The organism is Rhodococcus sp. G6(2025) (assembly GCF_058628105.1).
This window is the reverse complement of record NZ_CP179750.1, coordinates 2,917,494-2,932,667: the sequence shown is the minus strand read 5'-3', so window position 1 is coordinate 2,932,667 and position 15,174 is coordinate 2,917,494. Positions and strand designations below refer to the sequence as shown.

At 68.3% G+C, this 15,174-nt stretch carries 17 protein-coding genes; 12 read left to right on the top strand and 5 right to left on the bottom strand.

Annotated elements, in window-relative coordinates; translation table 11 throughout:
* Window positions 1-11 precede the first annotated feature (11 nt).
* Window positions 12-710 carry an enoyl-CoA hydratase/isomerase family protein gene (locus tag ACLIVD_RS13290; protein ID WP_280782707.1) on the bottom strand — a complete coding sequence of 233 codons (699 nt, stop codon included), beginning with the start codon at window positions 708-710 and terminating at the stop codon, window positions 12-14.
* Window positions 711-730: 20 nt separating this feature from the next.
* On the opposite strand from ACLIVD_RS13290, the gene ACLIVD_RS13285 reads away from it, so the two are divergent.
* Together ACLIVD_RS13285 and ACLIVD_RS13280 are read left to right on the top strand one after the other, a co-directional pair.
* Complete coding sequence (locus tag ACLIVD_RS13285) at window positions 731-1,513, top strand: purine-nucleoside phosphorylase (RefSeq protein WP_491932569.1); 783 nt, start codon at window positions 731-733, stop codon at window positions 1,511-1,513.
* Entirely contained in the window at window positions 1,510-3,099 is a 1,590-nt protein-coding gene (locus ACLIVD_RS13280) for a phospho-sugar mutase (protein ID WP_491932568.1), read from the top strand. Before ACLIVD_RS13285 ends, ACLIVD_RS13280 begins: the two co-directional genes overlap by 4 nt.
* A gap of 8 nt (window positions 3,100-3,107) precedes the next feature.
* Here the strand turns inward: ACLIVD_RS13280 and upp are convergent, their stop codons facing one another.
* Window positions 3,108-3,731: a uracil phosphoribosyltransferase gene (upp, locus tag ACLIVD_RS13275; protein WP_283333037.1), complete on the bottom strand. Its 624-nt coding sequence runs from the start codon at window positions 3,729-3,731 to the stop codon at window positions 3,108-3,110.
* A gap of 132 nt (window positions 3,732-3,863) precedes the next feature.
* Here upp and ACLIVD_RS13270 point away from each other — a divergent pair, with 132 nt between their 5' ends.
* From ACLIVD_RS13270 to ACLIVD_RS13250, 5 genes are all read left to right on the top strand, one after another.
* Complete coding sequence (locus ACLIVD_RS13270; protein WP_491932567.1) at window positions 3,864-4,187, top strand: type VII secretion target; 324 nt, start codon at window positions 3,864-3,866, stop codon at window positions 4,185-4,187.
* 2 nt (window positions 4,188-4,189) lie between these two features.
* Window positions 4,190-5,380, top strand: coding sequence for a C40 family peptidase (locus tag ACLIVD_RS13265; RefSeq protein ID WP_491932566.1), 1,191 nt, complete (start codon window positions 4,190-4,192; stop codon window positions 5,378-5,380).
* Window positions 5,381-5,388: 8 nt separating this feature from the next.
* The gene (locus ACLIVD_RS13260) at window positions 5,389-5,733 is read left to right on the top strand and encodes a hypothetical protein (protein WP_283333034.1); all 345 of its coding nucleotides are present in this window, start codon (window positions 5,389-5,391) and stop codon (window positions 5,731-5,733) included.
* The gene (locus ACLIVD_RS13255) at window positions 5,730-6,035 is read left to right on the top strand and encodes a YbaB/EbfC family nucleoid-associated protein (protein ID WP_105420508.1); all 306 of its coding nucleotides are present in this window, start codon (window positions 5,730-5,732) and stop codon (window positions 6,033-6,035) included. Before ACLIVD_RS13260 ends, ACLIVD_RS13255 begins: the two co-directional genes overlap by 4 nt.
* Window positions 6,036-6,239: 204 nt before the next feature.
* Window positions 6,240-7,484, top strand: a complete 1,245-nt coding sequence (locus tag ACLIVD_RS13250) for a SatS C-terminal domain-containing protein (protein ID WP_283333033.1) — start codon at window positions 6,240-6,242, stop codon at window positions 7,482-7,484.
* 18 nt (window positions 7,485-7,502) lie between these two features.
* Here the strand turns inward: ACLIVD_RS13250 and ACLIVD_RS13245 are convergent, their stop codons facing one another.
* Genes ACLIVD_RS13245 through ACLIVD_RS13235 form a run of 3 tightly spaced genes read right to left on the bottom strand, consistent with a single transcriptional unit; the run spans window position 7,503 to window position 10,290 of the window.
* Window positions 7,503-8,588, bottom strand: coding sequence for an adenosine deaminase (locus ACLIVD_RS13245; RefSeq protein ID WP_280782702.1), 1,086 nt, complete (start codon window positions 8,586-8,588; stop codon window positions 7,503-7,505).
* Between the two features lie 9 nt (window positions 8,589-8,597).
* Window positions 8,598-9,893, bottom strand: a complete 1,296-nt coding sequence (locus ACLIVD_RS13240; protein ID WP_283333031.1) for a thymidine phosphorylase — start codon at window positions 9,891-9,893, stop codon at window positions 8,598-8,600.
* On the bottom strand, window positions 9,886-10,290 hold the full coding sequence (locus ACLIVD_RS13235; RefSeq protein WP_283333030.1) for a cytidine deaminase: 405 nt from the start codon (window positions 10,288-10,290) through the stop codon (window positions 9,886-9,888). Before ACLIVD_RS13235 ends, ACLIVD_RS13240 begins: the two co-directional genes overlap by 8 nt.
* A gap of 255 nt (window positions 10,291-10,545) precedes the next feature.
* On the opposite strand from ACLIVD_RS13235, the gene sdhC reads away from it, so the two are divergent.
* From sdhC to ACLIVD_RS13210, 5 genes are all read left to right on the top strand, one after another.
* The gene (gene sdhC / locus ACLIVD_RS13230) at window positions 10,546-10,950 is read left to right on the top strand and encodes a succinate dehydrogenase, cytochrome b556 subunit (RefSeq protein ID WP_005239889.1); all 405 of its coding nucleotides are present in this window, start codon (window positions 10,546-10,548) and stop codon (window positions 10,948-10,950) included.
* A gap of 1 nt (window position 10,951) precedes the next feature.
* A complete protein-coding gene (locus ACLIVD_RS13225; protein ID WP_005239887.1) occupies window positions 10,952-11,395 on the top strand; it encodes a succinate dehydrogenase hydrophobic membrane anchor subunit in 444 nt (147 codons plus the stop codon).
* 15 nt (window positions 11,396-11,410) lie between these two features.
* Window positions 11,411-13,162, top strand: a complete 1,752-nt coding sequence (sdhA, locus tag ACLIVD_RS13220) for a succinate dehydrogenase flavoprotein subunit (protein ID WP_005256984.1) — start codon at window positions 11,411-11,413, stop codon at window positions 13,160-13,162.
* Complete coding sequence (locus ACLIVD_RS13215) at window positions 13,162-13,941, top strand: succinate dehydrogenase iron-sulfur subunit (protein WP_141475391.1); 780 nt, start codon at window positions 13,162-13,164, stop codon at window positions 13,939-13,941. Before sdhA ends, ACLIVD_RS13215 begins: the two co-directional genes overlap by 1 nt.
* Before the next feature lie 155 nt (window positions 13,942-14,096).
* Entirely contained in the window at window positions 14,097-15,092 is a 996-nt protein-coding gene (locus ACLIVD_RS13210) for a malate dehydrogenase (RefSeq protein ID WP_283333029.1), read from the top strand.
* Window positions 15,093-15,174 lie beyond the last annotated feature (82 nt).

Here is a 15,174-nt window from a genome sequence, read left to right as displayed (position 1 = left end):
TGCTCATTCTCTCACCCGAAGCTGAAGTTGCTCTTGTCCGTCACCGTGGCGAGCGCGGCGAGGGCGTCGTGATGGATTCCGCGCTTGATCCCGGCGAGGTTGGCGCCGCGGGTGGCGGTGAGTGCGGCGGCCCGTGTCACGGCGGCCGCGAGGACGCCGTCGCCGTCCGCGATCTCGTCGACAATGCCCGCGGCGAGCGCGTCGGAGCCGCCGAAGCGGCGGCCCGTCGTCATCGCCTCGACCGCGGTCTGCTTGGGCAGACGGGTGTTCAGGAGCGCCGACATCCCCACGGTGAACGGCATGTTCAGCGACACCTCGGGGAGGCAGTAGAACCCGCGGTCGGCGCGCATCACCCGGAAGTCGTGCGACGTGGCGAGCATCGCGCCGGCACCGAAACTGTGCCCCTGAACGGCGGCGACGGTGGCCATCGGGAACGCGAGGAGGCGGCTGTAGATCGTGTGTACGCGGTCGAGATATTCGGGGAGCTTGTCCGTGTTCGCGAAGATCCACGTGGTGTCCAGGCCGTTCGTGAAGAACTTGCCCGTCGCGGTCGTGACCAGTGCGGCGGGACCCTCGTGGGCTTCCACCTCGTCCAGCGCGGCATGGGTGGCGTCGATCCAGTCCGGATGGAAGCGGTTCTCGTTGTCCGTCTCGCCCTCGTTGCCGAGGTACAGGATGAATACGTCGCCGTCGCGATCGAGATAGGGCATGAGTGGAAGACTATCGCCTCATGGGAACGCCAGACGCCGCGGCCGCCGCGCTCGCCGCGCACACGAACTGCGCCGAACACTCGATCGCCGTCGTCCTCGGATCGGGGTGGAATGCCGCCGCCGACCGGTTCGGCGAATCACTCTGCACCGTCCCGATGGCCGATCTACCGGGATTCACACCGCCGGCCGCCGCGGGTCACGCCGGGACGATCCGTTCCGTGGACGTGGGCGGCACACGGGTCCTCGTCCTCCTCGGCCGCACCCACGCCTACGAGGGCCATCCCCTGTCGTCCGTCGTCCACCCGGTACGCACGGCCATCGCTGCGGGAGCGACGACCGTCATCTTGACGAACGCCGCCGGGGGAATCCGCGAGGACTTCACCGTCGGCCAGCCCGTGCTGATCAGCGATCACCTGAACCTCACGGCCCGGTCACCTCTCGTGGGCGCGGAGTTCGTGGACCTCGTCGACGCGTACGACCCCGAACTGCTGGCCCTCGCCCGCGACATCGACGGGTCGCTGACCGAAGGCGTCTACGCCGGTCTGCCGGGTCCGCACTACGAGACCCCCGCCGAGATCCGCATGCTGCGGACGATCGGCGCGGACCTCGTCGGCATGTCCACCGTCCACGAGACGATCGCGGCGCGGGCGCTCGGCGCCCGCGTCCTCGGGATCTCGATGGTGACGAATCTCGCGGCCGGCATCACCGGCGAGCACCTGAACCACGAGGAGGTCCTCGCCGCGGGCCGGGCGTCCGCCGACCGCATGGGCGGTCTGCTGCGAGAACTGGTGGAACGCTTGTGAGCGATCCGATCGCGGACTGGATCGACGCCGATCCCGACCCCGAAACCCGGGCGGAACTCGCGAATCTCTGCGCCGACGAGCTCGCCGACCGGTTCGCCGCTCCGCTGAGTTTCGGGACCGCGGGTCTGCGCGGGCCGGTGCGGGCAGGCCCGAACGGCATGAATCTCGCCGTGGTGATCCGCACGACGGCAGGGCTGAGCGCGTGGCTGAAAGACCGGTGCCTGGGCGGCTCCACCGTCGTCGTCGGGCGCGACGCGCGGCACGGATCCGAGAAGTTCGCCGTCGCCGCCGCGGAAGTGCTGGCGGCCGCAGGATTCTCGGTCGTCCTCCTCCCCCGCCCGCTCCCCACGCCGGTCGTCGCGTTCGCGGTCCGCCGACTCCGCGCCGCGGCCGGCGTGCAGATCACCGCCTCCCACAACCCCGCCGCCGACAACGGGTACAAGGTCTACCTCGACGGCGGCGCCCAGTTGATCTCGCCGTCCGACCGGGAGATCGAAGCATCGATCACCCGGGTCGGGCCCGCGAACCTCGTGCCGCGCACCCCGGTGACACCGGCGTCCGAGGAACTCCTCGACCTCTACGTCGACCGGGTCGCGTCCCTGCCGACGGGACGGTCGCGGACACTGCGTATCGCGCTTACCGCCATGCACGGCGTCGGCGGCGAGACCGCGGTCACCGCACTGAAATCCGCCGGATTCACCGACGTCCACAGCGTCGCCGCACAGTTCGACCCGGACCCGGACTTCCCGACCGTCCAGTTCCCCAATCCCGAGGAGCCGGGGGCCGCGGACGCCGTCCTGGCTCTCGCCGCGGAGGTCGGCGCCGACATCGCGCTGGCCCTCGACCCGGACGCCGACCGGTGCGCGGTCGGCGAGCGCGGGCCGGACGGGTGGCGGATGCTCCGCGGCGACGAGACGGGCGTCCTGCTCGGCGAGCACGTCCTCGCGTCCGCCCCGGCCGATTCGCTCGTCGCGACGACGATCGTCTCGTCCGCCCTCCTCGGAAAGCTTGCCGAGGCCCGCGGCGCCCGCTTTGCCCGCACCCTCACCGGGTTCAAGTGGCTCGTGCGGGCCGGCGAGGGTCTCGTGTACGCGTACGAGGAAGCGATCGGTCACTGCGTCGACCCGGAGTCGGTGCGCGACAAGGACGGTATCTCCGCCGCGGTGGTGGCCGCCGATCTCGCCGCGACGCTGCGGGCAGAGGGGTCGACACTCCGCGACAGGCTGGACGACTACGCGCTCGAATTCGGATTGCACGCCGGAGACCAGGTGTCGCGACGTGTCACCGACCTCGCAGACATCACCGCGATGATGCGACGCCTGCGGTCGGAACTGCCTGCCGAACTGGCCGGCGAACCCGTCGAGGCCACGGATCTGGCGGAACTGCGGGGGCAGTCCCGCACCGACGCGGTCGTACTCGCGGGGTCCACTGTCCGGATGGTCGTGCGTCCCTCGGGTACCGAACCCAAGCTCAAGTGCTACCTGGAGGTCGTTGTCCCGGTGCCCGATCGATCGGCGCTACCCGCAGCCCGCGAGAGGGCCGCGACCCGGTTGAACCTGTTGCGCGAGTTCGCCGAAGCCCTGTAGCCGCGGCGTCAGCGCGGTCCGAACTGACGGTCCCCGGCGTCGCCGAGGCCGGGGACGATGAACGCGTCCTCGTTGAGCCCCTCGTCGACCGCGGCGGTGACGAGTCGCACGGGATGACCCGACGCCGAGAGGGCGGCAACACCTTCGGGCGCCGCGACGACGCACACGGCGGTGACGTCCGTGGCGCCGCGGGCGACGAGCAACTCGATCGTGTGCACCATCGAACCGCCGGTCGCGAGCATCGGGTCGAGAACGTACACCGGGATCCCGAACAGATCCGCGGGGAGCGACTCGAGGTACGGCACCGGCAGATGCGTCTCCTCGTCCCGGGCCATGCCGACGAAACCGACTCGCGCCTGCGGGATCAGGCTGCTGGCCTGCTCGACCATGCCCAGTCCGGCGCGCAGGACGGGAACGAGCAACGGCGGATGGGTGAGCCGCACCCCGTCGGTCGTGGCGATGGGCGTGACCACGTCGAACGTCTCGACCGGAGCCTCGCGCATCGCCTCGTACACCAACATGTGTGTCAGCCGTCGCAAGGCGGCCCGAAATGTGGCATTGTCGCTGCGCGCATCGCGCATCGCTGTCAGGAGGACCGCTGCGAGTGGGTGGTCGACGACGTGCGTGTTCATGTTCGAAGAATAAGGGGGCGCGGGGCGAGATTTCGCAGGAGAGCGATTCTCGGCGTATCGGGGGTGGAACCGATTCGGACTCACCTGCGTCCAATATGGTGACCGGTATCAAATCCGACTGGGGGGATGACGATGAACGACTTGAGGGCGGATACCGCGAGTATCGCCGAGTTCGCGGCCACGGCCGCGACCATGTCAGCGCAGATGCAGGCCGCAGGTCTCGGGGCCGCCGCCGCGGGGCCGCTCCAGCTCGGACCGGTCTTCGGGGTGATCGGCGGCGATTTCGTCGCCGCGTTCGCCACGGCGCACGCCGCGCACCTGGCTTCCATCGAGAAACTGTCCGGCGTGCTCGGCGGGATCAGCGCCACCGCCCTCGCGAACGCCGCCGCGTACGAGGGCACCGAGGCCGCCACCACGGCCGCGCTCGCCGCGAATGCGGTCGGGCTGGAGGCCTGACCGTGATCCCCATCGATCTCCTCACCCGCCCGATCCTCGATCTGCTCGGGGCGTTCGGCAGCGGCGTCCTTCCCGTCGGCGGACCGGCCGACGCCCTGCGCGCGTCCTCGGTCGCCATCGACGCCGTCCACGACACCGGGCGCACCGGCATCAGCTCCGTCTACGGCGACTGGCAGGGCAGGGGTGGCACGGGTGCGATCGTGAAGACCGAAGAGGCGCAGCGGGCGACGGTCGCGGTCTCCGATCGCGGCAACGACATGGCTGCCGTCGTCGCCGAGGCCTCCGAGATCGTCCGGGCCGGAATGGTCCAACTGGAGGAGATCCTGCAGTCGTTCATCTCCCTCGCGGTCGCGGCCGGACCCGCCCTGGCCACCCCGCCCGGTCAGGCGATGATCATCGCGGCGGCACTCGACCACCTCGGCAGGGCCACCGCGGTGGTCGCGAAGGTGCGGGCCGAACTCGGCGAGCAGACCGGCCGAATGGTCGCCCTCACACCGGCCGAAGACATCCCGGCCGCGCCCGCCGCCACCGCCCCCGCGAGCACGTCCGCGGCGAGCACGGTGCCCGCCTCCGCGGCCCCCGTCGCACCCGCGGGCTCCGACGCGGTGAGCCGCGCGGCCTCCGGGTTCGCGAGTTCCTCCGGCGCGTCACCGATGTCGGGCCTGACCAGCATCGCCGCTCCGGCCGCGCGCTCGTCGGGCGGACGCGGCTCGGGCGGATCCCGCGCGGATTCCCTCACCGGCAGGTCCGGAGATACCGGTCACGGGCCGTCCACCTCGGACTCCGCACGCGACGGCGAGGGCGTGGAGGTGGTCCTGCCCGACGGCAGCACCGCCGTCGCCCCCAACAAGGAGGCGGCGGACGCCGTCCGCAACGCCCTGTCGCAGCAGGGCGTCCCGTATGTCTGGGGCGGGATGTCCCCCGGCGAGGGCCTCGACTGCAGCGGGCTGACGCAGTGGGCGTACGGCGAAGCGGGCGTGGGTCTTCCGCGTCTGGCGCAGGAGCAGAACGTCGGCACCGCGGTCGACCCGGGCGACCTCATGCCCGGCGACCTCGCCGTCTGGGACGGCCACGTGGCCATGGTGATCGGCAACGGCCAGCTCGTCGAGGCCGGTGATCCCGTGCAGGTCGGTCCGATCCGAACCAGCAACAGCGGCATGGGCTTCTACGGCTTCTACCGACCCACGGAATGACAGGAATCATGTTTCCCCCCACCCCACCCCCGGCCGGCACCACGGCCGCAGTGAGCAACCGCTCCGGCACCGTCTCGGTCCGGACCACCGAGCAGGGCCTGCCGCTCGAACTCCGCATCGATCCGCGCGAGCTTCGGTACGGCGGCCAGCGGCTCGCTGACGAGATCCTGACGCTCTGCAGGCGCTCGGCCATGGAGGCCGGGGCGCGGCGACGCGACGAACTCGCCCGCGACGGCATGCCCGCCGAGATCCTCGACCAGCTCGGTCTGCCCACCCGCACCGACGTCGCCGCCGCGCAGGCGATCGAGGACGAGGAAGAACCCACCCCGACGAGCTGGATGCGACCACTGTGAGCGAACACGATATGGATGCGATCGTCGGGCGGGCCACCGAACAGGTGAATCTGCTCGAGGAGGCCCTCGCCGGGCTGCAGGCGATCAAGGCGCGCGCGTCGAGCGAGTCCGATCAGGTCACCGCCGAGGTCGACGGGAACGGCACGCTGACCGGTCTCTGGATGGACGACTCCATCTCGACGCTCGACGCCCGAACACTCGCGACGATGATCACGAGCACCACGCAAGAGGCCGCCCGGCTCGCCACCGAACAACGCACCCGGGTCATGACGACGCTGCAGGACGGGTTCGGGAGGGTGTGACCGTCACATTGCCGATCCGGAACATGCACCCTCCTCGAACGACTCGACGCACAGCGAAAGTCACGGTAGGGCTCCGATACGCGCCGGTCGCCCCGTTCGGCCGACTCGGTCGCGGCCGCCGCGACACGGCGGCGACGGGCACCGGAAACGCTCCGCACACAGCCCGGGTATAACTTTGGCCGCGGGGTCGATAGGCTTCGCGCCATGGCTGGAGACATCGTCCCGATCGAACTCGGTCTCACCGACGGCGACCTCGTGACACTGTGGGCACCACGGTGGCGTGAGGGCGACGACGAGTGGGAAGCATTCCTTGGTCACGAGGAAGACCTCTACGGGTTCGAATCAGTGGCAGAACTCGCTGCCTTCATCCGCACGAACACCGACAACGATCTCGTCGAGCACCCCGCCTGGAGTGTGGTGTCCGGGCTGTCCGCCGCCGAACTCGAACCCGACGAGAACTTCTGCTTCGATCTGATCGGGGTGCCGGAACTGGCGGCGAGTGACCCCGAGGCTCTCGTCGTGAGCGAACTCGAAGACACGCTCAACATGGTGCGCAACATCGGTGAGGTCTGCGAACTGGACGCGGTCACCAAATTCTTCAACGCGAACCCCATCCTCGGCGCGCTGCCCGCAGGCGCCAGCGCATTCGAGGGCCGCGAGGGCGAGGAGCTGTGGGCCCAGATCGGCACCGCCATCGCGAAGGGCTGGGATGACGTCCTCGACGCCGTCGACAACATCGTCGCCACCCCCGAGGTGGATGCCGAGGCGGTAGCCGTCGCCGAGGCCGAACTGGTGGCCGCCGACGAGAACACCGTCGACGTGGACGACGTGGCCGAAGAGGCGGAGGAAGACGAGGAGTTCGTCGCGCTCGACCTCGACACCGAGGACGAGGAGGAGGACGACTCGTTCTGGGGTGCGGTGGGTGTCGATCCCGTCAAGATCATCACGTCCGGGGAGACCTACTTCACGCTCCGCTGCTACCTCGACGACGACGCGCTCTTCCTCGGGCGTGACGGCGCGATCTTCGTCTTCACGTCCGAACGCGCGCTGGCCCGCTACCTCGCCGACAACCACGAGCACGCCCTCGCGCAGGTGAGCACGTACGAGGAGATCCAGGTGGCGGCCGTCGACGGATCGCTCGAGGTCGAGGTCACCGACGAGAACGTGTACGTCCTCCCCGGTCTCGCCGACGACCTGGCCGCCGGTCCGGAGTCCGTCGACGCGGACCAGCTCGACCTTGCCGTCGAATTGTTCACCGATGCAGCCGATTTCGCCGACGACGATTCGGTGGAGACCGCACTCGCGACGTCCGAGCCCCTGGGCTGGTACGTCTCGTTCGTCCTCAACCCGGATCCGACGCGGATGGCGCCCAGCGCACCGTTCGACGCCGAGGCCGAGGCGTGGCGGACGCTCGAGCGGGAGTTCGAGGCCCGCCTGCGGAAGGTCTGAGCGCCGCCCTCGGGCCGCTCAGCCCACCAGCACGGCGAATCCCGGCTTGATCACCTCGTCGATCAGCTGCAACCGCTGATCGAACGGGATGAAGGCCGATTTCATGGCGTTGATGGTGTAGCGCTCGAGATCCGTCCAGCCGTAACCGAACGTCTCGACGAGGCGGAGCATCTCCTGGCTCATGCTGGTGTCGCTCATCAGCCGGTTATCGGTGTTGACGGTCACCCGGAACCGCAGCCGGGCGAGCAGGTCGAACGGATGATTCTCGAGCGCGTCCACGGCCCCGGTCTGAACATTGGAACTGGGACACAGTTCCAGGGGAATCCTCTTGTCCCGCACATAGTTCGCGAGCGCGCCCAGCACCGGGACGCCGTCGTCGCCGATCGTGATGTCGTCGGTGATCCGGACCCCGTGCCCGAGGCGGTCCGTGCCACAGAACGCGATGGCCTCGTGGATGGACGGCAGACCGAACGCCTCACCCGCGTGAATGGTGAAATGCGCATTGCTGCCCCGCATGTACTCGAAGGCGTCGAGGTGGCGGCTGGGCGGATTTCCGGCCTCGGCACCGGCGATGTCGAAGCCGACGACGCCGCGGTCCCGGAACCGGATCGCCAGTTCCGCGATCTCCCGGGACCGCGCCGCGTGCCGCATCGCGGTGAGCAGTACGCCGATCCGGATGTTCTGGCCGCGCACCTCCGCCGCCGACTCCCCTGCCTCGAATCCCAGCAGGACCTTTTCCACCACCTCGTCCAGGGTCAGCCCCTCCTCGAGGTGCTGCTCCGGGGCGAACCTGACCTCGGCGTAGACCACGCCGTCGTCGGCGAGGTCCTCGGCGCATTCACGGGCGACGCGTTCGAGCCCGACGGGTGTCTGCATGACCGCGACCGTGTGGGCGAACGTCTCGAGGTATCTCTCGAGCGAACCGCTGTCGGCGGCCTCCCGGAACCACGTGGCCAGCGCGGGCGCGGTGTCGGCGGGCAGCGCGTCGTAGCCGCAGTCGCGGGCGAGTTCGAGAACCGTCTCGGGCCGGAGACCTCCGTCGAGATGGTCGTGCAGCAACACCTTCGGCGCTCGGCGCAGGGCCGACAGATCCAGTGCGGTCATGCGTCGACGTTAGCGTGAGGGATCCTCTATCCGCTCGATGACGAGCGGCGTGGTCACCGACGGCGCGTCGGCCATGACGGTCCAGGCTTCGGAAAGTGCGGCTTTCGCCGCGGCGAACCGTTCGGGCGTGTCGGTGTGCAGCGTGACGAGCGGGGTGCCCACCGACACCGTCTCCCCCGGTTTCGCGTGCAACTCGATGCCCGCACCCGCCTGCACCGGCTCGCCCTGTCGCGCCCGACCGGCGCCGAGCCGCCATGCGGCGAGCCCGACCGCCATGGCGTCGAGACCGCACACCACCCCGTCCGACTCGGAGAGCAGCACCTCGGTGTGCCGGGCCGTCGGCAGCGGCGCGTCGGGGTCGCCGCCCTGGGCGGCGATCATCCTCCGCCAGCGGTCCATGGCGGACCCGTCGCGCAGTTTGTCGGCGGGGTCGACTCCGTCGATTCCGGCCGCCTTCAACATTTCTCGCGCGAGCTCGAGCGTCAGTTCCACGACGTCGGATGGGCCGCCTCCGGCCAGCACCTCCAGCGATTCCCGGACCTCCAGCGCATTGCCCGCGGTGTGGCCGAGGGGCGCGTCCATCGCCGTGAGCAACGCCATCGTCCGCACTCCGGCGTCGTTCCCGAGGTCGACCATCGTCTGGGCGAGCTCCCGCGCGTCGTCGAGCTTCTTCATGAACGCGCCCGACCCGACCTTGACGTCGAGCACGAGCGCGCCGGTGCCCTCGGCGATCTTCTTGCTCATGATCGAGCTGGCGATCAGGGGGATCGATTCGACCGTCCCGGTGACGTCGCGGAGCGCGTACAACCGCCGGTCCGCCGGCGCCAGGTCTGCGCCGGCAGCGCAGACGACGGCTCCGACGGCGGGGTCGGACAGGATCTCGGCCATCTCGGAGGTGTCGAGGTCGGCGCGCCAGCCAGGGATCGACTCGAGCTTGTCGAGGGTTCCGCCGGTGTGACCGAGCCCGCGTCCCGACAGTTGCGGCACCGCGGCGCCGCATGCCGCGACCAGCGGTGCGAGCGGGAGCGTGATCTTGTCGCCCACACCACCCGTCGAGTGCTTGTCCACGGTGGGGCGGCCGAGGTGGGTGAAGTCGAGGCGTCGACCGGACGAGATCATCGCCGTGGTCCAGCGGCTCACCTCCTCGCGCGTCATCCCGCGGAAGTAGATCGCCATGGCCAGCGCCGACATCTGCTCGTCGGCCACGACCCCCCGGGTGAATGCCTCGACCACCCAGTCGATCTCTGCACCGGACAGTTCCCTGCCGTCGCGCTTGGCGGCGATGATCGACGAAGCGTCATGCATGGCTGATTCTCCCCTTCTCCTCCGGACCGAAAGCGTCCGGCAGCAGCTGTTCCAATGGGCGCACGCCGGCCCGGTGGTCGACGAGCAGTCCGGGGCCGCCGTGCTCGAAGAGAATCTGCCGGCAGCGTCCGCACGGCATGAGTATGTCGCCACTCGCGTCACAGCAGGTGAAGGCGATTAATCGCCCGCCGCCGCCCGCAAATAAGTTACCGACCAGTACACACTCGGCGCAGAGCCCCAACCCGTATGAGACATTTTCCACATTGCATCCGACGACGATTCGTCCATCGTCCACCAGCGCCGCCGCTCCCACCGCGAAGCCCGAGTAGGGCGCGTAGGCCCGGCCCATCACCTCATGCGCGTTGGCGCGCAACAGTTTCCAATCGATCTCGACCATAGTTTCCCATCCAATCACGTGGGCTGAATGGATGCAGAGATTCACCCGGGACGACCCAATTCGCATTGGAGAGGCAAACCTAACTTCATTTGCGGGGGGCGTACGAACCCCGACTCGAATTAGTTCCCCCGTTTCCGTTGGGTTTAGAGTTCAGAGAAGTCGGTTCAGGATCACGTCGGGTCCCTAGTTGTGGTATGTCCGCAACGCTGCGCAGACTCGACACGTCCACCAATGACGTTGGAGGCACAGCACTCGATGAGTACTACGACTGAAGCCGCTCCGGCCAAGGAGCGCACACGGTCGCTTTACCGGGGCGACCCCGGAATGTGGTCCTGGGTTTTGCACCGGATCACAGGCGTAATGACGTTCTTCTTCCTATTCGTGCACGTGCTGGATACCGCGCTGGTGCGCGTGAATCCCGACACGTACGACAGTGTCATCGAGACCTACAAGAACCCGATCGTCGGGCTCATGGAGCTCGCGCTCGTCGCCGCGGTGCTGTACCACGCACTGAACGGCGTCCGGGTGATGCTGGTGGACTTCTGGTCCAAGGGACCGCAGTACCAGCGCCTGATGCTCTGGGTAATCCTCGCGATCTGGTTCCTGGTGATGATCCCGGGCGCCGGCCGCATCTTCTACAACATGTTTGCGGGGCACTGACATGACGACAGAAGCCAAGAGTCTCGGCAAGACCTACGACCGTCCCGCCAGCCTGGACAACCCGCGCTCTCCGCGCCGGACCTCGAAGAACAACTTCGAGCTGTACGCCTGGCTGTTCATGCGGTTCTCCGGACTCGCACTGATCTTCCTCGTGCTCGGCCACCTCTTCATCATGCTGATGCTCGACGACGGTGTGCACCGCATCAACTTCGCGTTCGTCGCAGGCCGCTGGTCCAGCCCGTTCTGGCAGTTCTGGGACCTCACCATGCTGTGGCTTGCCCAGCTGCACGGCGGAAACGGACTCCGCACGGTCATCGCGGACTACTCCCGCAAGGACTCCACGCGCTTTTGGCTGACCACGATCCTCGTTCTCTCGATGATCCTGATCATGGGCCTCGGCACGTACGTCATCTTCACCTTCGACCCCAATATCTCGGCGAGCTAGGGGAGCACAGACTTCATGCAGGAACACCGTTATGACGTGGTCATCGTCGGCGCCGGCGGCGCCGGCATGCGCGCAGCGATCGAGGCCGGTCCCCGCGCCCGCACCGCGGTACTGACCAAGCTCTACCCCACCCGCAGCCACACCGGCGCGGCCCAGGGAGGCATGTGTGCCGCGCTGGCGAACGTGGAGGAAGACAACTGGGAGTGGCACACCTTCGACACGGTCAAGGGCGGCGACTACCTCGCCGACCAGGACGCCGTCGAGATCATGGCCAAGGAGGCCATCGACGCGGTGCTCGACCTCGAGAAGATGGGTCTGCCGTTCAACCGCACGCCCGAGGGCAAGATCGACCAGCGTCGTTTCGGTGGTCACACCCGCGATCACGGTAAGGCCCCCGTGCGCCGCGCATGTTATGCCGCGGACCGCACCGGTCACATGATCCTGCAGACGCTCTACCAGAACTGCGTCAAGCACGACGTCGAGTTCTTCAACGAGTTCTACGCCCTCGACATCGCGATCACCGAGACGGAGAACGGCCCGGTCGCCACCGGCGTCATCGCCTACGAGCTGGCCACCGGCGAGATCCACGTCTTCCACGCGAAGTCCATCGTGTTCGCCACCGGCGGCTCGGGACGCATGTACAAGACGACGTCCAACGCGCACACCCTCACCGGTGACGGCATGGGCATCATCTTCCGCAAGGGCCTTCCGCTGGAGGACATGGAATTCCACCAGTTCCACCCCACAGGCCTGGCGGGGCTCGGCATCCTCATCTCCGAGGCCGTGCGCGGTGAGGGCGGCATCCTCCGTAACGCCGACGGCGAACGGTTCATGGAGCGCTACGCCCCCACCATCAAGGACCTCGCACCCCGCGACATCGTTGCGCGGTCGATGGTCCTCGAGGTCCTCGAGGGACGCGGCGCGGGACCGAACAAGGATTACGTCTACATCGACGTGACCCACATCCCCGAGGAAGTCCTCGACGAGAAGCTCCCCGACATCATGGAGTTCTCCCGCACCTACCTCGGTGTGGACCCGGTCAAGGAACCGGTGCCGGTGTACCCCACCTGCCACTACGTCATGGGCGGCATCCCCACCCGGATCAACGGTGAGGTCCTGCGCAACAACGACGAGATCGTCCAGGGCCTGTACGCCGCCGGCGAGTGCGCCTGCGTCTCCGTCCACGGCGCGAACCGTCTCGGCACCAACTCGCTGCTCGACATCAACGTCTTCGGACGCCGCGCCGGCATCGCCGCCGCCGAGCACGCCAACAACAGCGAGTTCGTCGACATGCCCGAGGCGCCCGAGAAGATGGTCGACGACTGGATGGCCACCATCCTCTCCGACCACGGTCACGAGCGTGTCGCGGACATCCGCAGCGAGCTGCAGCAGTCGATGGACAACAACGCCTCGGTGTTCCGTACCGAAGAGCGCCTCACCCAGGCGCTCAAGGACGTGCGGGCACTCAAGGAGCGCTACAACCACATCACGGTGCAGGACAAGGGCAAGCGCTACAACAGCGACCTGCTCGAGGCCGTCGAGCTCGGCTTCCTCCTCGAGATGGCGGAGGTCACCGTCGTCGGCGCGCTGAACCGCAAGGAGTCGCGCGGCGGCCACGCCCGTGAGGACTACCCGGACCGCAACGACGCCGAGTACATGAAGCACACGATGGCCTACAAGGAGGGCGACGGCCTGCTCTCCGACATCCGTCTCGACTACAAGCCGGTAGTCCAGACCCGTTACGAGCCGATGGAGCGTAAGTACTGATGAGCGCACCTGCAGTCGACAAGAGCGAGAACAAGGCGGATCTCCCTCCCGTTCCCGAGGGCGCCGTCATGGTCACCCTCAAGATCGCGCGGATGAACCCGGAGTCCGGCGAGGGCCAGCACTGGGACAGCTTCCAGGTTCCGGCTCTGCCGACGGACCGCATGCTGAACCTGCTCCTGTACGTGAAGGGCTACCTCGACGGCACCCTCACGTTCCGTCGCAGTTGCGCCCACGGCGTGTGCGGTTCGGACGCGATGCGGATCAACGGCGTCAACCGTCTGGCCTGCAAGCTCCTCATGAAGGACATGCTGCCCAAGGACGGCAAGCCGGTCACGATCACCGTCGAGCCCATCAAGGGCCTGCCGGTGGAGAAGGACCTCGTCGTCGACATGGAGCCCTTCTTCGACGCGTTCCGCGCCGTGAAGCCGTTCCTCATCACCACCGGCAACGAGCCCACCCGTGAGCGCATCCAGTCGCAGCACGACCGGGCACGTTTCGACGACACCACCAAGTGCATCCTGTGTGCCTGCTGCACCACGTCGTGCCCGGTGTACTGGAGCGACGGCAGCTACTTCGGTCCGGCCGCCATCGTCAACGCTCACCGCTTCATCTTCGACAGCCGTGACGAGGGTGCGTCGGAGCGTCTCGACATCCTCAACGACAAGGACGGCGTCTGGCGTTGCCGGACCACGTTCAACTGCACCGACGCGTGCCCCCGTGGCATCCAGGTGACGAAGGCGATCCAGGAAGTCAAGCGCGCGCTGCTGTTCGCACGCTGACCCCAGGTCTGCCGAGCACGTTCCAGGGCGCCCCCGACCGCACCGGTCGGGGGCGCCCTGCGTCGTGTCCAACCTCACTGTCCGAGCGGTCCCACGGTGACATCTCCGCGCTACTGTCGAGAACAGATGCTCCCGACGGACAGTGAGGTTCACCCATGGCGCAGTCGCCCACTCCCGCAGTGGTCACGGTCACCGGAGCGGCAGGCAGCATCGGCTACGCGGCGCTGTTCCGGATCGCCGCGGGCGAGATGCTCGGGCCGGACATCCCGATCCGGCTGCGGCTCTTGGAGATTCCGTCGGCAGTGTCCGCCGCCGAGGGCACCGCGATGGAGCTCGACGACAGCGCCTTCCCTCTGCTCCGCGACATCGAGGTCCACGACGACCCGAAGCGGGGCTTCGACGGCACCGACGTGGCGCTCCTCATCGGATCGCGTCCCCGGTCCAAGGGCATGGAGCGAGGCGACCTCCTCGCCGCGAACGGGCAGATCTTCACCGTGCAGGGTCGCGCGCTCAACCAGGTTGCCGCGGACGGAGTCCGGGTGTTGGTCGTGGGCAACCCGGCGAACACCAACGCGCTGGTCGCCGCGAACAACGCCCCCGACATCCCGGCGGAGCGCTTCACGGCGTTGACCCGGCTCGACCACAACCGCGCGATCGCCCAGCTGGCACGGCACTCGGGCGCCGCGGTGAAGGACATCAGCCGCGTCGCGATCTGGGGCAACCACTCCAGCACCCAGTACCCCGACATCGTCCATGCGCGGGTCGGTGAGCGGTCCGGTGCCGAGTTCGCCGCCGACCGCGAATGGCTCACCCGCGACTTCATTCCCACGGTCGCGAACCGTGGCAGCGCGATCATCGAGGCTCGCGGCGCATCCTCCGCGGCCTCCGCCGCCAACGCCGCGATCGATCACGTCCACGACTGGGTGCTCGGCACCCCCGACCACGATTGGACGTCCGTGGCGCTGCCCTCCACCGGCGCCTACGGCGTGCCGGAGGGACTGGTGAGCTCGTTCCCGGTTCGCTCGGTCGACGGGTCGTGGCAGATCGTGGACGGGCTGCAGATCGACGACTTCTCGCGGAAGCGGATCGACGCGTCGGTCGCGGAACTCGAATCCGAACGCGACGCCGTCCGGGGCATGGGTTTCATCTGATCCGACGTTCGTCTTCCGGAACGGTCGCGTGGACGTCACGAAATCGTGTCGACACGTGTCCGTTTTCGGAAGTCGACCGGTC

Excerpts from the sequence above, each read along its gene's own strand:
- ACLIVD_RS13215 (WP_141475391.1), top strand. The coding sequence starts at position 13,162 with ATGAGCGCACCTGCAGTCGACAAGAGCGAGAACAAGGCGGATCTCCCT.
- ACLIVD_RS13270 (WP_491932567.1), top strand. The coding sequence starts at position 3,864 with ATGAACGACTTGAGGGCGGATACCGCGAGTATCGCCGAGTTCGCGGCC.
- ACLIVD_RS13245 (WP_280782702.1), bottom strand. The coding sequence starts at position 8,588 with ATGACCGCACTGGATCTGTCGGCCCTGCGCCGAGCGCCGAAGGTGTTG.
- ACLIVD_RS13250 (WP_283333033.1), top strand. The coding sequence starts at position 6,240 with ATGGCTGGAGACATCGTCCCGATCGAACTCGGTCTCACCGACGGCGAC.
- upp (WP_283333037.1), bottom strand. The coding sequence starts at position 3,731 with ATGAACACGCACGTCGTCGACCACCCACTCGCAGCGGTCCTCCTGACA.
- ACLIVD_RS13285 (WP_491932569.1), top strand. The coding sequence starts at position 731 with ATGGGAACGCCAGACGCCGCGGCCGCCGCGCTCGCCGCGCACACGAAC.
- ACLIVD_RS13240 (WP_283333031.1), bottom strand. The coding sequence starts at position 9,893 with ATGCATGACGCTTCGTCGATCATCGCCGCCAAGCGCGACGGCAGGGAA.
- sdhA (WP_005256984.1), top strand. The coding sequence starts at position 11,411 with ATGCAGGAACACCGTTATGACGTGGTCATCGTCGGCGCCGGCGGCGCC.
- ACLIVD_RS13225 (WP_005239887.1), top strand. The coding sequence starts at position 10,952 with ATGACGACAGAAGCCAAGAGTCTCGGCAAGACCTACGACCGTCCCGCC.
- sdhC (WP_005239889.1), top strand. The coding sequence starts at position 10,546 with ATGAGTACTACGACTGAAGCCGCTCCGGCCAAGGAGCGCACACGGTCG.
- ACLIVD_RS13235 (WP_283333030.1), bottom strand. The coding sequence starts at position 10,290 with ATGGTCGAGATCGATTGGAAACTGTTGCGCGCCAACGCGCATGAGGTG.
- ACLIVD_RS13210 (WP_283333029.1), top strand. The coding sequence starts at position 14,097 with ATGGCGCAGTCGCCCACTCCCGCAGTGGTCACGGTCACCGGAGCGGCA.
- ACLIVD_RS13260 (WP_283333034.1), top strand. The coding sequence starts at position 5,389 with ATGTTTCCCCCCACCCCACCCCCGGCCGGCACCACGGCCGCAGTGAGC.
- ACLIVD_RS13290 (WP_280782707.1), bottom strand. The coding sequence starts at position 710 with ATGCCCTATCTCGATCGCGACGGCGACGTATTCATCCTGTACCTCGGC.